The sequence below is a fragment of the Micromonospora sp. NPDC005173 genome (genome assembly GCF_040608515.1).
GTDB lineage: Bacteria > Actinomycetota > Actinomycetes > Mycobacteriales > Micromonosporaceae > Micromonospora.
In genome coordinates, this window is sequence record NZ_JBEXIK010000017.1 from 125,355 (window position 1) to 140,933 (window position 15,579).

Here is a 15,579-nt window from a genome sequence, read left to right on the forward strand (position 1 = left end):
AGGTGTCATTTCGGATGCCGGACATCGGGGGAGACAAAGCCCTTTGACGCAGGTACGGTCCATCGAGCCGCCGGTCCCGATCTTGTGACACGCGGGTCGATGGCGGCACGGGGACACCACGGGAAGGCAAGGCGATCATGACGGCTGGCTACGGTTCGGGGGACGGGCGAGCGGCGGGCGCCGAGCCTGACGGCGCGGGTGGAACGATGCCCGGGGCCGAACGGCCGGGACCGTTGCCACCGCGCATCGAGCCGTACCCCGGGTCGCCCTTCTCCGCCACCCCGACCGGCGGTACCGATCCGTCCCTGACCGTCCCGGCTCCCCGCACCGGCTGGGCCGCTCCACCCAACAACGGGCAGTGGGGCTCCGCGCCGGCTCCGCACGGCACCACCCCGGGCACTGCCCCGGCCGCGCACTACGGCACCGCTTCTGTGGCACCCCCGGGCACGTCGCCGACGCCGTACGGCACGACGCCGGCCGGCCCGTACGGCGGAGCCACCCCGGGTGCCGCCCCGACCTATGGCACGAGCGCACCACCGTCGGCCGCCGGCACCGTCGGCTATCCGCCGGCCGTCGGGCCGAGCGTCCCCGGAGCGCCCGGACAGGGCTTCCCCGGGGCGCCCGGGCCGAGCTTCCCGGGCGGCGGGTACCCACCGCTCGGCGACCCGGCCACCGCGGGTTACCCGGGTGGTCCCGCGCAGCCCGGCTGGCCGGGTGCCGCCCCGCCGCCGGCCGCCCGGCCCAGCCGCCGTCGCTGGCCGATCCTGCTCGCCACGCTGACCGTCGTGGTGCTGGCCCTGGTGGCCGGGTTGCAGGCGTACCAGCTCGATCGGCTCGGCGATCGGCTCAGCCACACCGACCAGCGCCTGGCGCAGGCCCAGGACGGCGACGGCACCCGCCTCGACGACCTGGAGAAGCGCGCGGAGGCACTGGAAAAGCAGGCCGGTGCCGCGTTCAACCCGGAGGCGGTGGCCAGCGCGGTGCTGCCCAGCGTGTTCCGGGTCCGGGCCGGTCAGTTCACCGGCAGCGCGTTCGCGGTCGGTAAGCCGGCCACCGGTGGCGGGACCAACCTGTTCACCAACTTCCACGTCGTCGAGGCCGTCTGGGACGGTGGCGGACGCCAGGTCTTCCTGGAGCGCACCGACCAGCGCTTCCCGGCCACCATCGTCAAGGTCGACAAGACCAACGACGTGGCGCAGCTGCGTGCCAGCGGCAAGTTCACCGGCCTGGTCACCGCGTCCGCCGCGGTGAAGTCCGGCCAGCAGATCGTCGTCGTCGGCGCTCCGCTCGGCCTGGAGGACAGCGTCACGACCGGTGTGGTGAGCGCGCTGCGCGACGCTCAGGGCAGTTCCGGGCCGGCCATCCAGTTCGATGCCCCGATCAACCCGGGTAACTCCGGCGGGCCGGTGGTCAACGGCAGCAAGCAGGTGGTCGGCATCGCCACCGCCAAGGCTCGCGACGCCGAGGGCATCGGGCTGGCCGTACCGATCAAGGTCGCCTGCGACGGTTTCAAGATCTGCTGAACCGGTGGCCCGGCCACGTCGCCGGGCCGCTCTCGTCACCCAGGGCCACCGCCGGCCCTCTCCGATCCCGCCCAGGTCCCCGGACCCGGGCGAATCTCGCCGCTGCACCCCGGTCCGTCGCGCCTACCGGCGCGGGACCAGCTCACCTGGAGGAATAACGATGTCCCAGCCACCGACCGGGCCGGAAGGTTTCCCGACGCCGTCGGCCGGCCCGGATCAGCCGCCGTCCGCCGCCGACCAGACCGTGTCGTACGCCGCCGGCCCGCGCGCCGCCGACCCGACCGTGCCGCACCCGACCGTGCCGCACCCCGCCGTGCCGCAGCCGACTGCCGCCGACCCGACCAGGCGATACCAGGCCGGTCAGCCCGCGCCGCAGCAGCAGTACGCGCCGGTCCAGCCCACGCCGCAGCAGTACGCCCCCGGGCAGGCCACGCCGCAGCAGTACGCCTCCGGTCAGGCCACGCCGCAGTACGGCACCGCCCAGCCCGTACCGCCGCAGTACGGCGTCCCGCAGGCCGCACCCACCTACCCGGCGAGCACCCCGCCGTACGCCGGACAGGTCTCCGCGCCGCCGCACGGACAGCCGATGTCGGCGCCGCCGGTCTCCGGTTCAACGTATGGGCAGCCGATGTCCGCGCCGCCGGTTTCTGGTCCGGCGTATGGGCAGCCGATGTCCGCGCCGCCCGGAATGGCACCGCCGTACGGCCCGGCCGGGGCACCGGCGGGCGGCCGGGGTCGCGCGGTACTGGTGCTGGCCCTGGTGGCCGCGCTGCTCTTCGTCGTCAGTGGGGTGATGACCGGTCTGTACGTGACCAAGAACGGTGAGCTGAACCGCACGGAGAAGCGGCTCACCGGTCAGGTCAGCGAGCGGGACGGCACCATCGCGGCCAACACCACGGAGATCACCAAGCTCAAGTCCGACCTGCAGACCATGCAGGACAAGCTCGACAACACCGAGCAGGACCTGACCGGGACCCGCAACGACCGCGACGAGCAGGCCCGGCAGAAGAAGGTCATCGCCAGCTGCCTGGACAAGCTGACCACCGCGCTCGGTGCGGCGGCGGCCGGCAACAAGAGCGCCTACGACGCGGCGATGAAGGGCCTGGACAAGGTCTGCGACGAGGCGGAGAACTACCTCTGACAGCCGCACCAACCTGGTCGATCATGGGGTTGTGGTGCCCCGCGAATGCCGCGGTGAGGGGCATCCCGCCCACCACGACCCCATGATCGACCCGGTGGTGGGTGGCGGCTGCCTGCGGCTCAGGCCGCGCCGGCGGGGCGGCGGTCGGACAGGGCTGTCACCCCGGGCGGGGGCAGCCCTGCCGTGGAGGCGAGCAGCGCGCACCAGCCGAGCAGGTGCGGGGTCAGGTCGTCGTCGACCGGCGTCCAGGAGGCGCGGATCTCGATGTCACCGGCGGTCGGCGGGCCGGCCAGGTCGCCGAACCGGGTCGACATGGTCTGGGTGACCGTCCCCCCGATCGCCCGGTGGCCGGCATCGTGGGCGTCCAGCGCGTCGGTCAGCCAGGTCCAGCCGACCCCGGGCAGCAGCGGGTCGGCGGCCAGGTCGACCTCCAACTCGGCGGTCACGTAGGTGACCAGTCGCAGGGTGCCCTGCCACGCCTCGTGCCCGACCGGGTCGTGCAGCAGGATCAGCCGGCCGGTGGCCACCTCGTCGCCGTCGCGCAGCACCGTCGCGGAGAGCGCGAACGCGTACGGGGCCAGCCGCTGGGGAGCGCCGACCTCCTCCAGCGTGATCTCCGGCCGGGGCGCCGCCGCCCGCAGCCCGGCGACCGCGCGGGCGAACGTCTCCGGGAGCGCGATCGGGGGGGCCATGCCGGCAGCCTATGCCGCCGCCCGCCCACCCGCTTCGGCGGCGCGCCGACGCCCGATCCGGCCGCCGTTCCCGTTCGCTGGTCCCAGCCATCCCGGCCCGCGATCCGAGCCGCTCGGCCCGCCGCGCGATGTCAGCAACGTGTTCTTCCTTTCACCCCAGGCGGGGAGAGGGTGGGGGCCGTGGCACGATTGCGGCGATGAGCACGGACACCACGGGCACTGCCGCCCGAGACGGAGAACAGCGCGCCGGCGGACCGGCCGACTCGCCCTTCATTCGGGCCTGCCGGCGGCGGCCTGGCCCGCACACCCCGGTCTGGTTCATGCGCCAGGCTGGCCGGTCACTGCCGGAGTACCGGGAGATCCGGGCGAGCGTGCCGATGCTGGAGTCCTGCCGTCGCCCGGAACTGGTCACCGAGATCACCCTCCAGCCGGTACGCCGGCACGGGGTGGACGCGGCCATCCTGTTCAGCGACATCGTGGTGCCGGTCGCCGCGGCCGGGGTCGACCTGGACATCGTGCCGGGCACCGGCCCGGTGGTCGCCGAGCCGATCCGCACCGCCGCCGACGTGGAGCGGGTCCGCCCGATCACCCGCGACGACGTGCCGTACGTGGACGAGGCCGTCCGGCAACTCGTGATCGAGCTGGGCGACACCCCGCTGATCGGCTTCGCCGGCGCGCCGTTCACCCTGGCCAGCTACCTGGTCGAGGGGGGTCCGTCACGGACCCACGCCAAGACCAAGGCCATGATGTACGGCGATCCGGAGCTGTGGCACGCGCTCTGCGGCCGGCTGGCCGAGGTGACGCTGGCCTTCCTCCGGGTGCAGATCGAGGCCGGGGTCTCCGCCGTGCAACTGTTCGACTCGTGGGCCGGCGCGCTCTCCGAGGCCGACTACCGGCGCTACGTGCTGCCGCACTCGACGGCCGTGCTGAGCGGGCTGGTCGACGCCGGGGTGCCGCGGATCCACTTCGGGGTCGGCACCGCTGAGCTGCTCGGCGCGATGGGCGAGGCCGGCGCGGACGTCGTCGGCGTCGACTGGCGGACCCCGCTGGACGTGGCCACCGGCCGGATCGGCCCGGACAAGGCGGTGCAGGGCAACCTGGACCCGTCCGTGCTGCTCGCGCCGTGGCCGGTCGTGGAGACCGAGGTACGCCGGATTCTGGACCAGGGCAGGGCGGCCCCCGGGCACGTGTTCAACCTCGGCCACGGGGTGCTGCCGGAGACCGACCCCGACGTGCTGACGCGGGTGGTGGCGCTGGTACACGAGCTGTCCAGCCGCCGGGCCGACCAGGGCTGACACGCGATGCGGCAGCCTTGGCGGGTGGCGGTGGTCGGCGGCGGAATCGCCGGGCTGGCCGCCGCGGCCCGGTTGCGCGAGAGCGCCCCGGCCGGCACCGAGATCTTGGTGTACGAGCAGTCCGGCGTGCTGGGCGGCAAGCTGCGTACCGGCGAGCTGGCCGGCCAGCCGGTGGAGTTCGGCGCCGAGTCGTTCCTGATGCGCGACCCGACCGGTGCCGAGTCCGCCGCGGTGGCCCTGATCCGCCGGCTCGGAATGGCCGAGGAGATCGTGCACCCCACGGTCGGGCAGGCCGCGTTGGTCGTCGACGGGGGGCTGCGCCCTGTCCCGGGCGGCACGCTGGTAGGCGTACCCGGGGATCTGGACAAGGTGGCTGCGGTCGCCCGCCCGGCCGCGGACGCCGACACCGACGGCGGCCGACCGCTGGTCGCACCGGACGTGGACGTCTCGGTGGGTGCGCTGGTCCGCTCCCGCTTCGGCGACGAGGTGGTCGACCGGCTGGTCGACCCGATGCTGGGCGGCGTGTACGCCGGCCGCGCCGACAACCTCTCCCTGGTCACCACCATGCCGGCGCTGGCCCGCGCGGCCCGGGTGGAGCACACCCTGGTGGGCGCGGTCCGTGCGGCGCAGGCCGCGTCGCCGCGCGCCCCCGGCGTCCCGGTCTTCGGCACTCTGGCCAACGGGCTGAGCAGCCTGGTCGAGGCGGCGGCGACGGCCAGCGGCGCGACGGTTCGGCGGGACGCCGCGGTCCGCGAGCTGACCCCGACCGACACGGGCTGGCGGCTCACGGTCGGCCCGACCCGGGACCCGGAGCTGGTCGAGGTGGACGCCGTGGTGCTGGCGGTACCGGCCCGGCCGGCGGCCCGCCTGCTCGCCGGCCCCGCCCCGGTGGTCGCCGCAGGCGTCGGCGAGTTGGACTACGCCAGCGTCGCGCTGGTCACCCTGGCGCTGCCGCAGCCGCGGCTGCCCGAGCTGTCCGGCTTCCTGGTGCCGAGCACCGAGGGCCTGCTGATCAAGGCGGCCACCTTCTTCACCACCAAGTGGGGGCACCTGCGCCGGCCGGACGGGCTGGCGCTGGTACGTGCCTCGGTGGGCCGGTACGGCGAGGAGGCGCACCTCCAGCGCCCCGACGCGGACCTGGCCGCCACCGTGCATCGCGAGCTCTCGGCGGTACTCGGCACCCCGCTGCCCGCCCCGGTCGACGGGCACGTGCAGCGGTGGGGCGGCGCGCTGCCCCAGTACACCCCGGGGCACGCCGACCGGGTCGCCGCCGCGCGGACGGCGTTGCGGGCCGCGCACCCCACCCTCGTCCTCGCCGGCGCCGGCTACGACGGGGTCGGCATACCGGTCTGCGTCCGCTCCGGCGAGACGGCGGCCGACGAGATCATCACAGCACTGGGAGGATCGGCGAGATGACCGAGCAGACCAACGCGGCCCGGTTGCGGGAGCTGAACGACAGCATCCGCTACACCATGTGGTCGGTGTTCCGGGCCAGCGCACCACTGCCGTCGCTGCGAGACAACGTCACCGGTGAGGTCGAGTCCCTCTTCGAGGAGCTGGCCGGCAAGGACGTGGTGATCCGGGGCGTGTACGACGTATCCGGGCTGCGCGCCGACGCGGACGTGATGATCTGGTGGCACTCCGCCTCCAGCGACGCGCTGCAGGACGCGTACCTGCGGTTCCGCCGCACCACCCTGGGCCGGGCGCTCACCCCGGTCTGGTCGCAGATGGCGCTGCACCGGCCGGCGGAGTTCAACAAGAGCCACATCCCGGCGTTCCTGGGCGGCGAGGAGGCCCGCCCCTACATCTGCGTGTACCCGTTCATCCGCTCCTACGAGTGGTACCTGCTGCCGGACGCCGAGCGGCGCGAGATGCTGGCCGAGCACGGGAAGATGGCTCGCGGCTACCCGGACGTACGGGCCAACACGGTCGCGTCGTTCGCGCTGGGCGACTACGAGTGGATGCTCGCCTTCGAGGCCGACGAGCTGCACCGGATCGTCGACCTGATGCGCGACCTCCGCGCCTCCGGCACCCGCCGCCACGTCCGCGAGGAAGTCCCCTTCTACACCGGCCGCCGCCGCTCGATCGCCGAGATCGTCGACTGCCTGGTCTGATCCTCGCCGGGCGCGGGTCAGAGCGGGCGGAGCATGACCTGTTCGCGGCGTACGTCGTCGGACAGGAGGTCGCCGAGTTCGTCGGTGCGGCCGAAGCCGGCGCGCAGGTAGAGGGCCTTCGCCGCCGCGTTGTCCGGCATGACGCTGAGGCGTAGCCGGTCGGCGCCGCTCTCGCGGGCCCAGTCCGCCACCGCGTCCACCAGGAGGTGGCCGACCTTCCGACCGCGCGCCTCGGGGTGCACCCACATCGAGATCAGCTCCATGACGAGCGGGTCTGGCGTGGGTACGCCGCTGGCCATCCCGACCGGCCGTCCGCCCAGGACGGCCACGAGGTTGTGCGAGCCGGGGATGGTCAGCCGGTCGCGCCAGCGCTCCGCACGGTCGCCGTCGCCCTGCCAGTCGGCCAGCCGGGAGCCGAACGCGTCCGGCGCCTCGGTGAGGGCGGCCAGCCGCAGCTCGCGCCAGGTCGGCCAGTCGTCGGGGGTGAGCACCCTTGTCTCGATCATGCTGGAATCGTGCCGGGGGCCGGCGTCCCGCACCACCGGATTTCCCGCCGGCCGGCGCCGCACCCCCGCCCGGGTGCGGCGCCGGTCGGGGTCAACTGGTCGCCGTGCAGGAGACCAGCGGGGCGGGGTTGCTGCCGTTCCACGAGCCGAGCAGACCGAAGGTGGTGCTCGCTCCGGCGGCGAGGGTGCCGTTGTAGCCGACGTTGCGGGCGGTGACCAGCGTGCCGCTGGTGCTGATGGTGGTGTTCCACGACGAGCTGACCTGCTGGCCGTTGGCGTAGTTCCAGCTCACCGACCAGCCCTGGGTGGGTGAGCCGCCCGCGGTCACCCGGACCTCGGCCTGGAAGCCGCCGGCCCACTGGCCGGTGACCTGGTACGTCGCCGTGCAGGCCCCGGCCGGCGGCGGAGTGGTCGGCGGAGGCGTGGTGGGCGGGGGAGTGGTGGGCGGCGGGGTCGTGGGCGGCGGGGTGGTGGGCGGCGGGGTGCCCGTCCCGCCGGAGAAGTCGACGTCGCTGCACAGGTAGTACGACTGGTCCAGGTGGCTGGCCTGCCAGATCGTGTAGACGATGTGCCGACCGGTGCGGCCCGGCGCGTTGGCCGGGATCTCGATGGAGACGCCGCCGGTCTCCTGCTTCCACTGCGACGCCGGGGTGTTGCCGATCTGGCCGGTCAACTCCAGGTCGTCCCAGCCAAGCGGCTCGGTCAGCGGGTTGAAACCCTGCCGGGTCACGTACACCCGGATGTAGTCGGCGCCGTGGCTGGCCTGGTCGAAGAAGCGGACCCGGAAGTTGCTCGACACCGCGGTGGTCTTCCAGGCTCCGACGGTGTCCAGGGCGTTGTAGCGGCCGCTGGACGTGCGCCCACCGCTGCACAGTTGCCCGTTGGGGATGGCGCCCTGGTGGTTGCCGGCCACACCCTCGCGGAACAGGCCGTTCCAGTTCCACATGGCGTTCGGGTCGGCCTGCCAGGCCTGCCAGCACATCGGATCCTCGGTGGCCATCCGGGGATTCTGGAAGTCGCTGCCCCAGCGTTGCCAGCAGCCGTAGTTGCGCGAGGCCGGGTCGACGACCGAGCCGTGCGCCGAGGCGGGGCGGACCAGCGCGGTGGTCAGCGCGGTGGACAGCAGGAGCGTGGCGGCCGCCGCGATGGCGAGCAGCCAGAGCATGCGTGGTGATCGGACGAGAGTGGACATGGAGCCCCCGGGGGGATGAGGTCGGACGACGACACCCGGACTGCCGGGAGATGCCCGCTCCCGTGCCTACTCGCAGGCTCCCGCGATGGCTCTACCCGGCACGATGCCAGGCAGATCGTCAGACGTCAATGGCTTCGCGACGCATCGGGGTGTGCGGGATGCCGTCCTCGACGTACTCCGGGCCGCTGACCGCGAAGCCGTGCCGGGTGTAGAAGGCGACCAGGTGCGACTGCGCGTCCAGCACACAGGCCCGGCTGCCCACCACCTCCAGCGCCGTGGCCATCAGCCGGCCGGCGTGGCCACCGCCACGCGCCGCCGGGGCCACCACCACCCGACCGATCCGGGCGGTGCCGTCCGGGTCGGCCAGGATTCGCAGGTACGCCAGCGGCGCGCCGCCGTCGGTCAGCCAGAGGTGGCGGGTGCCCGGTTCCACGTCCCGCCCGTCCAACTCCGGGTACGGGCAGTGCTGCTCCACCACGAACACGTCGATGCGCAGCTTGAGCAGGTCGTGGAAGGTGCGGGCGTTCAGGTCGGCGAACGAGGCCGTCCGGACCTCGGTGGTCTGCTGGGGCACGCACCGATGGTAGGCCGTCCGGCCGGGCGGGTTCCGGTGCGTCCCGCCCGGCCGGGCTCGGTCACGGTCCGTCGGGGCGGGCGGGGGTGAGGTAGGTGGCGGCCACGGCGGTGAGCAGTAGCGCGCCGCCGACGATCACCGGCAGCGGCAGCGGCTCGTGCAGCAGCACCACGGCCAGCGCCGCCGCGGTCAGCGGTTCGAGCAGGGTCAGTACGGCGGCGACGCTGCCCGAGGTGGTGCGCAGTCCGGCGTAGAACAGCGCGTACGCCACCGCGGTGGTGACCACGCCGAGGTGCAGCAGCAGCGCCACGGTGTCGACGCGCACCGGTACGCCGATCCCGGCGACCAGCGCGAACGGCGCCAGCGTCAGCGCACCGACGGTGGTGGAGATGGTGGTCAGCGTCATCGGCGCGGCGCGCTGCGACACCTGCCGGCTGATCAGGGTGGTCACCGCGTACCCGAGGCCGGACCCGGCCGCCGCGAGCAGGCCGAGCAGCGGTGCGGGCGCCGCCCCGGTGGGTTCCGCGGTGGCGCCGGTGATCAGGGCGAGGCCGGCGACGGCAGCGATCAGCGTGCCGAGCCGCAGCGGGCCGGGGAGCCGCCGGGCGCGCACCGACTCCCAGGCCGCGGCGAGCACCGGGGCCAGGCCCAGGCTGACCACGGTGGCCACGCCGACTCCGGCCAGTGCCACGGCGGCGAAGTAGAGCGCCTGGTAGAGGCCGAGGCCGATTCCGGTCAGCAGCAGCGGAACCGGCGCCGCGCGCAGGGCGGCGAGGATCGCGCCAAGTCGGCCGGCGGTGCACGCCAGCAGGACGAGCGCGGCGATCGCGAGGCGGTGGAAGCCGATGCTCACCGGGCTGAGCCCGGTGCCCTCGCGCAGGAGTTGCACCGCCACGCCGGTGGTGCCCCACAGCACTCCGGTGACGGTGATCTGGATCAGACCGGTGCGGGCCTGGGCGACGGCCGGGGCCGGGGCGGCCGGCGGCGCGGTACGGGACGTGGACACGGGTGCGCTCCGAAGGGTGAGCCGTTGACGGGGACGACGTCGACGGAGCGCGTACGGCGAGATGGCCGAGCCGGGTCAGGCACCGGTCGGCGGGAGGCGCGGCGCTCCGTTCAGGAGCGCGGCGGGGGCAGGACGCCCAGGAACGGCCGCATGGGGACGACCGTACCGCAGGGCCGCGTCAGGCGGGTCGCGAGCCGACGGCGTCGCGGATCTCGGCACCCTCGGTGCCCTCGACGGAGCGGGCGCAGTGCCCGCAGCAGAAGAACCGGCCGTTGACCTCGACGCCGTGCCCGACGATCTTGATCTGGCAGTGTTCGCAGATCGGTGCCATCCGGTGGATCGCACACTCGAACGAGTCAAAGGTGTGCACGTCGCCGCTGACCGTACGCACCTCGAACGCCATCCAGTAGTCGTTGCCGCAGACCTCGCACGTTGCCATGGAAAACCTCCTGTATCAGAACATGTGCTACCAGACTGCTCCAGTGCGGGGCGGTGAAGGGCGAAATGCCGCCAGTCGACCGGCCGGTGTGGCGTGTCGGCTCCGGCGTGTCGTCCGGTGGGCCGATTGAACCGCGACTCGACGACGAATCGGCCGACCAGATCGACGACTGCGGCAGCCTGCTCCGGCTCTGACAGAAAACTCGTCACCATCGATGTATTTTATCGACAAGGGTCTTTACTGTTAACAAAGTTTAAATTACCTTGAGGGGCACCCACCCGACCTGGAGAAGGAGTGCCCCGATGCGTCGAAGAATCACTGTCCCGCTGGTGGCGGCGGGCGCCGTAGCCGCCACCCTCACCGTCGCCGCGCCCGCGCAGGCGCACGGTTACGTCTCCGCCCCACCGAGCCGGCAGGCGCTCTGCGCGCAGGGGCGGGTGCCCGACTGCGGGCAGATCAAGTACGAGCCGCAGAGCGTCGAGGGCCCCAAGGGTCTGCGCAGCTGCAACGCCGGAATCGCCCACTTCGCAGTCCTCAACGACGACAGCCGGGGCTGGCCGGCCACCTCGGTCGGCAGCTCGCTGACCTTCACCTGGGTGAACACCGCCCGGCACGCGACCAGCAACTGGGAGTACTGGATCGGCAACACCCGGGTCGCCTCGGTCAACGGCAATGGCCAGCAGCCGGGCGCCACCGTCTCGCACAACGTCAACCTCGGCGGCTTCTCGGGCCGGCAGAAGATCCTCGCGGTGTGGAACATCTCCGACACCGCGAACGCCTTCTACTCCTGCATCGACGTGCAGATCGGTGGCGGTGGCGGGCCGACGCCCAGCCCGACCCCGACCGCCTCACCCACCCCGCGGCCCACCCCGACCGCCACACCGACCACTCCGCCGGCGCCGGGTGGCAGCTGGACGGCCGGCCGGGCGTACCAGATCGGCGACCAGGTCACCTACGGCGGGTCGACGTACCGCTGCCGGCAGGCGCACACCGCGATCCCCGGATGGGAGCCGCCGAACGTGCCGGCGCTCTGGAGTCAGGTCTGACCGCACGGGTGCGGCCCCCGGTCGCACCCGTGTGCCATCCTCGCTGATCGGAGCACCCGGCATGACCCGCCGAACCCTGCTGGCGCCCCTGCTCACCGCGCTCCTGCTCACCGCCGCCTGCGCCGGGCCACCCGCGGTGACCCCGTCGGCCGTGCCGCAACCGGCTGGCGCGCCCTCGGCTGTCGAGTCCCCGGACGGGTCGGCGCCCGCCGGGGACTCGATGAGCGGCATCGACGTGGTGTTCCTGAGCACGATGGTCGGCCACAGTGAGCGCACCCTGCAGATCGTCCGGCTGGCCCGGGACCGGGTGCGCGACGACGCGCTGCGCACCCTGGCCGCCGCCATCGAGGCGACCGAGGCCGACGAGTTGTCCGCCATGCGCGGCTGGCTGCCCACGGCGGGGCCGGGTGCCAGCGCGGCCACACACCACCACGCCGGGCACGGGGATGACGCCGCGCTCGACCGCCTGCGGGCCGCGCCGGACGCCGACGTCGACCGGGTGCTGCGCGAGGTGCTCGCCGACCACCAGCGGGCGGCGGCCGACCTGGCCCGGGCTCAGGTCGACGTCGGCCGCAACGAGCGGGTACGCGACCTGGCCCGGCGGATCGAGCAGTCCCGGACCGCCGAGGTCGGGCTGCTGACCATGCCGCCGGCCGCACGGCGGTGATCGGGGTACGCCGCTGGCGCACCTCCCGTCGCGCGGAGGCGGCTCAGGTCAGCGGGGTTCCAGCCGGATGGAGACCGAGTTGACGCAGTGCCGGGTGTCCTTCGGCGTGAAGCCCTCGCCGTGGAAGACGTGCCCGAGGTGGCTGTTGCAGCGGGCGCAGCGGATCTCCGTACGGGCCATGCCCATGCTGCGGTCCTCGATCTCCTTGACCCGGCCCGGGATGGCGTCGTCGAAGCTCGGCCACCCGCAGTGCGAGTCGAACTTCGTGTCGCTGGAGAAGAGTTCGAGCCCGCAGGCGCGGCAGTTGTAGACGCCGGCCGTCTTGGTGTCCACGTACTCGCCGGTCCACGCGCGTTCGGTGCCGGCCTCCCGCAGCACGTGGAACTCCTCGGGGGTCAACCGGACCCGCCACTCGTCCTCGGTCTGGGGCAGCTCGTTGTCGTCAAGACTCACCCGTCAACGGTACGTCGTGCGTCGGGGCTGTGGCATAAGGTCGCGGGATGGGTGGCACCAAGGCAGCGGTCGCCGAGGTCGAGGTGGCTGGGCACACCGTACGGCTGAGCAGTCCGGATCGGGTGATCTTCCCGCAGCGGGGCTTCACCAAGGCGGACGTCTTCCACTACTACCTCGCGGTCGGCGACGGCATCATGCGCGCCCTGCGGGGCCGGCCCACCACGCTGCAACGCTTTCCCGAGGGCGTCGAGGGCGAGATGTTCTTCCAGAAGCGGGTGCCCACCCGGGGCGTACCGCCCTGGATCTCCACCGCGGAGATCACCTTCCCGAGCGGCCGGAGCGCGGCGGAGCTCTGCCCGGCCGACCTGGCGCACGTGGCCTGGGCGGCGCAGATGGGCACCATCGTGTTCCACCCGTGGCCGGTGCGCGCCGCCGACGTCGACCAGCCCGACGAGCTGCGCATCGACCTGGACCCGCAGCCCGGCACCGACTTCGCCGACGCGGCGCGGGCCGCCGCGGAGGTCCGCGCGGTCCTCGATGAGTTGGGTGCCACCGGCTGGCCGAAGACCTCCGGCGGCCGGGGTGTGCACGTCTACCTGCGGATCCAACCCCGTTGGACGTTCACCGAGGTGCGCCGGGCCACCATCGCGCTGGCCCGGGAGGTGGAGCGCCGCCACCCCGATCTGGTCACCACCGCCTGGTGGAAGGAGGAGCGCGGCAACCGGGTCTTCGTCGACTACAACCAGATGGCCCGGGACCGCACCATCGCCTGCGCGTACTCCCTTCGGGCCAACGCGCGGGCCACCGTCTCCACCCCGGTCACCTGGGATGAGCTGCCCGACGTCGAGCCGGACGACTTCGACCTGCGCAGTGTGCCGGCCCGGCTCACCGAGCGGGGCGACCCGCATGCCGGCATCGACGACGCCCCGTGGGACATCACCCCGCTGCTGGAGTGGGCCGAGCGGGACGCCGCCGCCGGCCAGGGCGACCTGCCGTACCCGCCGGACCACCCGAAGATGCCCGGCGAGCCCAAGCGGGTCCAGCCCAGCCGCGCCAAGCGTACGCCTGGCGACGACAGCACCTGACGCTGGCGGTCGACGCCGGCCCCGGCGCGCGTCGCGATTTCTGGATCGGACCCGTCACGACGGGCGCTCGACCGGACATGGAGTAGACGTGAGCTCCGGGACTGAGCACGAGGACCGCTTCCGTCGCATCTACGCGGTCAACTTCGAGCCGCTGCTGGCGTACGCCATGCGGCGCGTCGAGCAGCCCGAAGACGCGGCTGACGTGGTCGCCGAGACCTTCCTCGTCGCCTGGCGGCGCAGCCGTGAGATGCCGCCGGAGGCCGAGGTCCGGCTGTGGTTGCACGGCGTGGCCCGACGGGTGCTGGCCAACCACCACCGCGGCGGAGTGCGCCGGGGACGGCTGGGTGAACGGTTGCGGCAACGGCTCAGGGCCGCGGTCGCCGTCGACCCGGGCACTGAGGTGCCGGAACGGCTCACGGTCCAGGCCGCGCTGGCCAGGCTGGGCGAGTTGGACCGGGAGGTGTTGATGCTGACCTTCTGGGAGGGCCTGGAGCCACGCGAGGCCGCCGTGGTTCTGCACGTGAGCCCGGCCGCGGTCCGCACCCGGCTGTCGCGTGCCCGGGCCCGGTTGCGAAGTCTCGTCGGTGACGATCTCGGCCCACCCGGACATGTACTCGACGTCATGGCCGCACGAGCCCCGGAGGAGGGCAGATGACCGACGAGCAGCTCGACCGGATGGTCCGAGACGCCGACCCGTACCGACCCGATGTCATCACTCACCTCGACGGGGCCGCACAGCACCTCCTGGAGGAGATCATGTCCGCGCCGACCCTCGAGACCGTCGCCGAACCGCCGGGCAAGCCCTCACGGGCGCGCCGAACCATGATGAGCGGCCTCGCCAGCGCCGGTGTCGCGGCTGCCGTTCTCGCCATTGTCCTCACCGTCTCGATCATGAATGTCGATCGGCCGGGAGGCCGCGAAGCATCCCCGGACACCAGTCCCACCTCCGAGGCGACGAGACCAACCTCCTACTCCGCCATAGTCCTCAAGGCGGCCGAGGAGAACCCACGGTTGTTGATCGACCAGCCTGGCTGGAAGGCCACCACCGTCTACGGGTTCGCCGAGAAGGTGGGCACCATCGAGTTCAGCAACGACGGGCAGCGGTTGCAAATGAACTGGTACCCGGCCGACCAGTACGACGGCTACCACAAGGATCGGCTGCACGTCAGCAAACCGGAGCAGGTGACCGTCGACCGCTGGCCGGGCGAACTGTTCCGCTACAGCGCCAGCGACTTCGCGGCCATGCTCCGGCCCCGCGACGGGTCCTTCGTCGAACTGCGTACCGGGGGCGCCTGGACGCGAAGCGAGTTCGATCGGGTTCTCGCCGACGTGGTCCGCGTCAACGCCCGTACGTGGCTGGCCGCGCTTCCGGCGGAGATCGTCACCCCGGATCGGGTGGACGAGCAGGCGGCCAAGGTGCTCGCCGACGTACCGCTCCCGCCGGGCTTCGACATGGCCGCCCTGACCGGCCTCGGCACGAATGACGCCTACCAGTTCGGCGCCGCGCTGACCAGCCGGGTCGGCTGCGGGTGGATTGCTGAATGGCTGCGCGCGAAGCAGGCCGGCGACGCCGCCGCGCTTCAGCGGGCCGCTGACGCACTGCGCAGCAGCCACAAGTGGAAGGTGCTGCACCAGATGAACGAAGACGGTGACTGGCCGGAGGTGTTCTGGGAGACCGCCGACAAGGTGGCCGCCGGAAAGTTTCCCGCCGGGTACCAAGGGGCCCTGGGCTGCGACTAGCCGTCCCGGATCGGCCAGCCGGCTTGTGGGGAAGGGCGGATCGACGGGCTGGACGTGCACCTGCTGCACGTCCGCTCGCCGGAGCCGGACGCGCTGCCGTTGCTGC

The 15,579-nt window shown here is 73.0% G+C and carries 17 protein-coding genes; 10 read left to right on the forward strand and 7 right to left on the reverse strand.

Annotated features, from left to right (window positions below):
* Positions 1–137 precede the first annotated feature (137 nt).
* Both ABZV00_RS20435 and ABZV00_RS20440 read left to right on the forward strand, forming a co-directional pair.
* On the forward strand, positions 138–1,523 hold the full coding sequence (locus ABZV00_RS20435) for a trypsin-like peptidase domain-containing protein (protein WP_355608455.1): 1,386 nt from the start codon (positions 138–140) through the stop codon (positions 1,521–1,523).
* Between the two features lie 160 nt (positions 1,524–1,683).
* Positions 1,684–2,664, forward strand: coding sequence for a hypothetical protein (locus ABZV00_RS20440; protein ID WP_355608457.1), 981 nt, complete (start codon positions 1,684–1,686; stop codon positions 2,662–2,664).
* Between the two features lie 119 nt (positions 2,665–2,783).
* Here the strand turns inward: ABZV00_RS20440 and ABZV00_RS20445 are convergent, their stop codons facing one another.
* Positions 2,784–3,356 (reverse strand): DUF3000 domain-containing protein, encoded by a 573-nt coding sequence (locus ABZV00_RS20445; protein WP_328424944.1) that lies wholly within the window; start codon positions 3,354–3,356, stop codon positions 2,784–2,786.
* A gap of 197 nt (positions 3,357–3,553) precedes the next feature.
* Between ABZV00_RS20445 and hemE the strand changes: the two genes are divergently transcribed.
* From hemE to hemQ, 3 genes are read left to right on the forward strand one after another with little or no spacing between them, the layout of a single operon-like run.
* Complete coding sequence (gene hemE / locus ABZV00_RS20450; protein WP_355608459.1) at positions 3,554–4,651, forward strand: uroporphyrinogen decarboxylase; 1,098 nt, start codon at positions 3,554–3,556, stop codon at positions 4,649–4,651.
* A 6-nt stretch (positions 4,652–4,657) separates the two neighbouring features.
* On the forward strand, positions 4,658–6,067 hold the full coding sequence (hemG, locus tag ABZV00_RS20455; RefSeq protein WP_355608461.1) for a protoporphyrinogen oxidase: 1,410 nt from the start codon (positions 4,658–4,660) through the stop codon (positions 6,065–6,067).
* A complete protein-coding gene (gene hemQ / locus ABZV00_RS20460) occupies positions 6,064–6,765 on the forward strand; it encodes a hydrogen peroxide-dependent heme synthase (RefSeq protein ID WP_355608463.1) in 702 nt (233 codons plus the stop codon). Before hemG ends, hemQ begins: the two co-directional genes overlap by 4 nt.
* A 17-nt stretch (positions 6,766–6,782) precedes the next feature.
* On the opposite strand, the gene ABZV00_RS20465 is transcribed toward hemQ, so the two are convergent.
* The 5 genes from ABZV00_RS20465 to ABZV00_RS20485 form a co-directional block, all read right to left on the reverse strand.
* Positions 6,783–7,271: a GNAT family N-acetyltransferase gene (locus ABZV00_RS20465; protein WP_355608466.1), complete on the reverse strand. Its 489-nt coding sequence runs from the start codon at positions 7,269–7,271 to the stop codon at positions 6,783–6,785.
* 91 nt (positions 7,272–7,362) lie between these two features.
* Complete coding sequence (locus ABZV00_RS20470; protein ID WP_355608468.1) at positions 7,363–8,463, reverse strand: lytic polysaccharide monooxygenase; 1,101 nt, start codon at positions 8,461–8,463, stop codon at positions 7,363–7,365.
* Between the two features lie 118 nt (positions 8,464–8,581).
* Positions 8,582–9,037 (reverse strand): GNAT family N-acetyltransferase, encoded by a 456-nt coding sequence (locus ABZV00_RS20475; protein ID WP_355608471.1) that lies wholly within the window; start codon positions 9,035–9,037, stop codon positions 8,582–8,584.
* A 61-nt stretch (positions 9,038–9,098) separates the two neighbouring features.
* Positions 9,099–10,043, reverse strand: a complete 945-nt coding sequence (locus ABZV00_RS20480) for a DMT family transporter (RefSeq protein WP_355608474.1) — start codon at positions 10,041–10,043, stop codon at positions 9,099–9,101.
* A gap of 178 nt (positions 10,044–10,221) precedes the next feature.
* Positions 10,222–10,482, reverse strand: a complete 261-nt coding sequence (locus ABZV00_RS20485; RefSeq protein WP_355608476.1) for a Prokaryotic metallothionein — start codon at positions 10,480–10,482, stop codon at positions 10,222–10,224.
* A 302-nt stretch (positions 10,483–10,784) separates the two neighbouring features.
* On the opposite strand from ABZV00_RS20485, the gene ABZV00_RS20490 reads away from it, so the two are divergent.
* Positions 10,785–11,528 (forward strand): lytic polysaccharide monooxygenase, encoded by a 744-nt coding sequence (locus tag ABZV00_RS20490; protein WP_355608479.1) that lies wholly within the window; start codon positions 10,785–10,787, stop codon positions 11,526–11,528.
* A 61-nt stretch (positions 11,529–11,589) separates the two neighbouring features.
* Positions 11,590–12,195, forward strand: a complete 606-nt coding sequence (locus tag ABZV00_RS20495; protein ID WP_355608482.1) for a DUF305 domain-containing protein — start codon at positions 11,590–11,592, stop codon at positions 12,193–12,195.
* Positions 12,196–12,243: 48 nt separating this feature from the next.
* Here ABZV00_RS20495 and msrB read toward each other — a convergent pair whose 3' ends face one another.
* Entirely contained in the window at positions 12,244–12,648 is a 405-nt protein-coding gene (gene msrB, locus ABZV00_RS20500) for a peptide-methionine (R)-S-oxide reductase MsrB (protein ID WP_328424966.1), read from the reverse strand.
* A gap of 47 nt (positions 12,649–12,695) precedes the next feature.
* Here msrB and ligD point away from each other — a divergent pair, with 47 nt between their 5' ends.
* The 3 genes from ligD (at position 12,696) to ABZV00_RS20515 (ending at position 15,473) form a co-directional block, all read left to right on the forward strand.
* The gene (gene ligD / locus ABZV00_RS20505) at positions 12,696–13,733 is read left to right on the forward strand and encodes a non-homologous end-joining DNA ligase (RefSeq protein ID WP_355608485.1); all 1,038 of its coding nucleotides are present in this window, start codon (positions 12,696–12,698) and stop codon (positions 13,731–13,733) included.
* An 88-nt stretch (positions 13,734–13,821) separates the two neighbouring features.
* Complete coding sequence (locus tag ABZV00_RS20510) at positions 13,822–14,388, forward strand: RNA polymerase sigma factor (protein WP_355608488.1); 567 nt, start codon at positions 13,822–13,824, stop codon at positions 14,386–14,388.
* Positions 14,385–15,473, forward strand: coding sequence for a hypothetical protein (locus ABZV00_RS20515; protein ID WP_355608490.1), 1,089 nt, complete (start codon positions 14,385–14,387; stop codon positions 15,471–15,473). The genes ABZV00_RS20510 and ABZV00_RS20515 overlap by 4 nt, the downstream gene beginning before the upstream one ends.
* Positions 15,474–15,579: the final 106 nt, after the last annotated feature.